At 59.7% G+C, this 4529-nt stretch carries 6 protein-coding genes, 1 tRNA gene and 1 pseudogene; 6 read left to right on the top strand and 2 right to left on the bottom strand.

Going from position 1 to position 4529, the window contains the following annotated elements; translation table 11 throughout:
- Positions 1-178: pseudogene (locus tag ABJN75_RS14200) on the top strand (amidohydrolase); the annotation flags it as partial.
- Positions 179-208: 30 nt separating this feature from the next.
- Here the strand turns inward: ABJN75_RS14200 and ABJN75_RS14205 are convergent.
- Together ABJN75_RS14205 and ABJN75_RS14210 are read right to left on the bottom strand one after the other, a co-directional pair.
- Positions 209-631, bottom strand: coding sequence for a metallopeptidase family protein (locus tag ABJN75_RS14205; RefSeq protein ID WP_348440234.1), 423 nt, complete (start codon positions 629-631; stop codon positions 209-211).
- A 280-nt stretch (positions 632-911) separates the two neighbouring features.
- Positions 912-986 (bottom strand) — tRNA-Gly (locus tag ABJN75_RS14210).
- A gap of 324 nt (positions 987-1310) precedes the next feature.
- Here ABJN75_RS14210 and ABJN75_RS14215 point away from each other — a divergent pair.
- The 5 genes from ABJN75_RS14215 (at position 1311) to ABJN75_RS14235 (ending at position 4525) form a co-directional block, all read left to right on the top strand.
- On the top strand, positions 1311-1808 hold the full coding sequence (locus ABJN75_RS14215; RefSeq protein WP_348440235.1) for a prolyl-tRNA synthetase associated domain-containing protein: 498 nt from the start codon (positions 1311-1313) through the stop codon (positions 1806-1808).
- A 49-nt stretch (positions 1809-1857) separates the two neighbouring features.
- Positions 1858-2859: a thioredoxin gene (trxA, locus tag ABJN75_RS14220; RefSeq protein WP_348440236.1), complete on the top strand. Its 1002-nt coding sequence runs from the start codon at positions 1858-1860 to the stop codon at positions 2857-2859.
- Between the two features lie 81 nt (positions 2860-2940).
- Positions 2941-3618, top strand: coding sequence for an LON peptidase substrate-binding domain-containing protein (locus ABJN75_RS14225; RefSeq protein WP_348440237.1), 678 nt, complete (start codon positions 2941-2943; stop codon positions 3616-3618).
- Between the two features lie 12 nt (positions 3619-3630).
- A complete protein-coding gene (locus ABJN75_RS14230) occupies positions 3631-3843 on the top strand; it encodes a Trm112 family protein (RefSeq protein WP_348440238.1) in 213 nt (70 codons plus the stop codon).
- A 109-nt stretch (positions 3844-3952) separates the two neighbouring features.
- Positions 3953-4525: a TetR/AcrR family transcriptional regulator gene (locus ABJN75_RS14235; RefSeq protein ID WP_348440239.1), complete on the top strand. Its 573-nt coding sequence runs from the start codon at positions 3953-3955 to the stop codon at positions 4523-4525.
- Positions 4526-4529 lie beyond the last annotated feature (4 nt).

The following is a 4529-nucleotide window of genomic DNA, read 5'->3' on the forward strand; positions in this document are numbered from 1 at the left end:
GTTCCGCTGGTCGGAGGATTTCGGATTGTTCGGTTCGGTGTCCAAATCAGTGCTGTTCGTGCTGGGTGCGGGGGTCGACACACCGCGCCTGCACAATCCTGATTATGATTTCCCCGACGCGCTGATCCCGATCGGAGTGCGACTGTTCGAAAGCATCGCGCGGGATATTTGCGGCTGAAACCGGATATAAACCGGGGTTGCCGGAATCCTACGGGACGCTGGCCTCGATTCGTTCCATGTCGTCGTCGGACAGGCCAAAATGATGACCGATCTCGTGGATCAGCACATGGGCGATGATGTCGCCAAGGGTCTCATCGTTTTCGGCCCAGTAGTCGAGTATCGGCCGCCGGTAGAGCAGAATCTTGTTGGCGAGCTCTCCGGTTTCGATGGTGAAACGCTCGCTCAGTCCTCGTCCCTCGAAAAGACCGAGGAGATCGAAAGGGGTTTCCAGGCCCATGTCCTCGAACACATCGTCATCGGGAAAATCCGCAATGAGGATGGATACGTCGCCGGTCAGCGAGTGGAAATTCGGCGGCAGTTTGGCGTAGGCCTCTATGGCGAGCGATTCGAACTCAACCAGGGAAGGCGCGTGCCGGTCCCGCCAATCCCCTGTCTGATCACTTCGAGCCATTGGTTATCCTCTGCCTGCATTGACCCGGCATGGTCATGATATTCAATATAGGAGAGTCTGCCGGCCGTTTCGAGGGCTTCCGTTCAGGCCATCGCCGGCCTGGCCTGCTCGGCGTTGCCTGACAGGCTGCGGTTTGTCTCGGTCAACATCGCGACAATGGCTTCGAAAATCCTGGAAAAGAGTTGCGCTTCCACCCAGGCGTGACCGCCGGATGACTTCCCGGCCGGCAAGGCCGGAGGCTATCGAAGCCAGCTTTGTGATCACTGTCAAAGTGGAAAACTGGAGCGGGCGAGGCGATTCGAACGCCCGACCCCAACCTTGGCAAGGTTGTGCTCTACCCCTGAGCTACGCCCGCTCATTACCAGATCCGTGGGTGTCCGGACCGGAGATCCGTTCCCCAAAGGATCCGGACCGGCGCTATATGGCTCAAGCTGAATTGAATTGCAACAGGGAATTTTCACAGGTCAAGCCTGATGCCGGAGATGCCGGTGACGCGGGGCGGACCGGCGTGCGGTCAGGTTGCCAAAACCAATAGGGTCGGGGTTTGCAGCCGGCAGGCATTGCACAGAGCTCACGGGTTGCCTATCAAGAGCGCCAACCGGGCAGGAGAAGTGCCAAATCGCGCCATTCCGCCTGGTCAGGCCGAATATGATTGCCAGCAGGAACCGAGATCCGAATCATGCCCAAGACCCGCCAAGAGCTGTTTGACTGTCTGGATGCGCTTGGTATCGCGCATCCCACGACCGATCATGCGCCGGTTTTCACGGTTGCCGAATCACAGAGCCTGCGCGATCAGATCCCGGGCGGGCACACCAAGAACCTGTTCCTCAAGGACAAGAAGGGCGCTTATTTTCTTGTCACGCTGGAAGAGAACGCCGAAGTCAATCTCAAGTCGATCCATACGCTGATCGGCGCCAGCGGCCGGGTTTCGTTTGGCAAGCCCGAAGCGCTGATGGACAAGCTCGGGGTGACGCCGGGCTCCGTGACGATTTTCTGCGCGATCAACGATCCGGATCACGATGTGACAATCGTCATTGACGCGCCGCTGATGGACAATGACATTATCAACGCCCACCCGTTGATCAATGATGCAACCACGTCGATCGGGCGCGAGGACCTGATGCGGTTCCTGAGCCACACCGGTCACGAGCCGCTGATCTTGAAAGTTTCGGGATAAGACACGACCTTAGAGCCAAACATCTTCCAGCAGGTACGGGATCAGACCCATGAGCGACTATGACAATCCATATGCACCGGCCTCCGGCGGCCAGATGAGCGGCACGGTGACGTTTGGCGACAAGCAGCCAGCCGCCGGAGCAAGCGGCGGTGGCGCCGGTCTGGCCGGGGGCGAGTTGATTGTGGACACGACGACTGCCGGTTTTACCGCCGATGTGATCGAGGCCTCGCGGGATGTTACCGTGCTGGTGGATTTCTGGGCGCCATGGTGCGGACCCTGCAAGCAGCTGACGCCGATCATCGAAAAAGCGGTGCGCGACTCAAATGGCCGGGTCAAGCTGGTCAAGCTCAACATCGATGATCATCCGGCCATTCCCGGACAGATGGGAATTCAGTCGATTCCGGCTGTGGTGGCGTTTTCCGGCGGCAAGCCGGTCGATGGTTTCATGGGCGCGCTCCCGGAAAGCCAGATCCGCGAGTTTATCGACAAGGTCGCCGGCCCACCCGCAAAATCGGAAGAAGAAGATCAGGTCGAACAGGTTCTGGCACAATCGCGCGAGGCGCTGGCCGCCGGTGATGTCGAGACCGCGGCACGCGGCTTCGGCGCCATCCTGCAGATGGATCAGGGTCATGTCGGCGCGATCGTCGGGATGGCCGGCTGCATGCTGGCCGCGGGCGAACTTGACCGGACTGAAAAGCTGCTGAGTGGCGTTCCCGAGGAAGACCGCAAGGATCCGGAGGTTTTGTCGGTGTTCAAGCGACTCGAGATGGCGCGGGAAGTTGCTGACCTTGGCGATCCGGTGGAACTTGAGGCCCGGCTTGCCACCAATCCGGCAGATCACGAGGCCCGGCTGAAATTTGCCAAGATCCTCAATGCGCAGGGCTACCGCGAAGCGGCTGCGGATGAGTTGTTCACGATCATGCGCAAGGACCGGCAATGGGAAGACGAGGCGGCGCGCAAGGCCTTGCTGGAGTTTTTCCAGGCCTGGGGCCCCACCGATCCGGCAACCCTGTCGGCACGGCGTCAGTTGTCGTCGCTGCTGTTTTCCTGACGGTCTGATTTCAGCCAGGCACTTGAGTTTCTGCCGGTTCGCCCCATTTTCCGATGTAGAGTGAACATGAGGCGTATGAGCATGCAGGTCGGTAACAAATCCTATCGGATCGAATCGGACATACCGGAACAGGTTCCGGTGTTTCCGCTGTCCGGGGCGTTGCTGCTTCCGGGTGCGCAATTACCGCTGAATATTTTCGAGCCGCGCTATCTTTCGATGTTTGACGACGTGCTCAGTACCCACCGGATGATCGGCGTGATCCAGCCCGCGCTCGAGGAGGTCGCGTCTTGTCGCGGACCAGTGAAGGATCTGTGCCGGGTCGGTTGCCTTGGGCGGATTACCTCTTTTGCCGAAACCGGTGATGGCCGCTATGTGATCACCCTGGGCGGAATTTGCCGGTTCCGGGTCATTGAGGAAGCCGAAACAGGCCGCAAACCGTACCGGAATTGCCATATTTCTCCGTTTCTCGGCGACCTCGAAGCGCCCGATGACGGATCGGAGGTCGACAGGCTGGCGCTGTTGTCGAGCTTCAAGGCCTATCTTGAGGCCAACAATCTTGAAGCCGACTGGAATTCGGTTGAACGGGCGAGCACCGTGACGCTGGTCAATTCGCTTTCGATGATGTCGCCTTACGGGCCGGCTGAAAAACAGGCGCTGCTTGAAGCAGACGATCTGAAAACACGCGCGGAAACACTGATTGCCATTACCGAGATTGCCCTGGCGCGCGATTCGGACGACTATGAGCGCATCCTTCAATAGGCATGCCGGACCATGAAAAAGCCCTCTGAAGCCTCCAAATCCGCCCGCACCACCGGCGCCGTTGACGTCAAGATGCTTGAACTGCTGGTCTGTCCGCTGAGTTATGGGCCGCTGAAGTTTGACGCGGAAACGGACGAACTGCTCTCGCCGCGGGCGAAACTGGCCTATCCCGTGCGAGACGGCATCCCCATCATGCTTGTCTCGGAAGCGCGTAATCTGCCGTAAGGCACGTAATTGCAGCGAGGCCCGATCCATACCTGCCCGAAGCGTCCTGCGGGTGTGGGTGTCACACTGGAATTTGAGTCAGCGGTCCAACTTGAAATGGGAGTGTCGCGTGTCGAAAAAGGGCGATCAAAGGCGTGAAGCCATCGTGGCGGCCGCCGCAAGGCTGTTCTGGGAATGCGGATTTTCCGCAACCAGTATCGCCGACATCGCGCGTGACGCGGACGTGCCGCAAGGCAACATGTTTTACTATTTCCGCACCAAGGCGGACCTGGCTCTGGCGGTGGCGGATGTGTTTGTCGACGAAACACGGGCGTTGATCACCGAAGCCGAGGCGGCTTCGATTGATCCGCGCGGGCGGATCCGCTTCCTGCTGCAACGTCTGGCCCAATCCAACCGGAGCCGCGTCGTCAATGGCTGCCCGATCAATGCGGCTGTGCGGGATTTCCGGCGTACGGCACCTGAGGCCTCCGCACGCGCCGGCCAGAGTTTTGAACTGCTGGTCAGCTTCATTGCCCGCGAATTGCAGAAAACCGGACCGCGGCCGTCGATCGCCATGGCGCGGGCGCGGGCGGTGGTGATTGAATGGCAGGGCGGCATTGCGCTCGCCCACGCTTTCAACGACATGACCGTTCTGGCCGAAAGCCTGCGTCGCGCCGAGCAAAGCCTGCAGATCGGATCCTGATACC

This window comes from Hoeflea sp. (assembly GCF_039975035.1).
Taxonomy (GTDB): Bacteria; Pseudomonadota; Alphaproteobacteria; order Rhizobiales; family Rhizobiaceae; genus Hoeflea.

What these genes read in the sequence shown, in the direction of transcription:
- ABJN75_RS14205 (WP_348440234.1), bottom strand. Translation starts at nt 631, where the DNA reads ATGGCTCGAAGTGATCAGACAGGGGATTGGCGGGACCGGCACGCGCCT.
- ABJN75_RS14230 (WP_348440238.1), top strand. Translation starts at nt 3,631, where the DNA reads ATGAAAAAGCCCTCTGAAGCCTCCAAATCCGCCCGCACCACCGGCGCC.
- trxA (WP_348440236.1), top strand. Translation starts at nt 1,858, where the DNA reads ATGAGCGACTATGACAATCCATATGCACCGGCCTCCGGCGGCCAGATG.
- ABJN75_RS14225 (WP_348440237.1), top strand. Translation starts at nt 2,941, where the DNA reads ATGCAGGTCGGTAACAAATCCTATCGGATCGAATCGGACATACCGGAA.
- ABJN75_RS14215 (WP_348440235.1), top strand. Translation starts at nt 1,311, where the DNA reads ATGCCCAAGACCCGCCAAGAGCTGTTTGACTGTCTGGATGCGCTTGGT.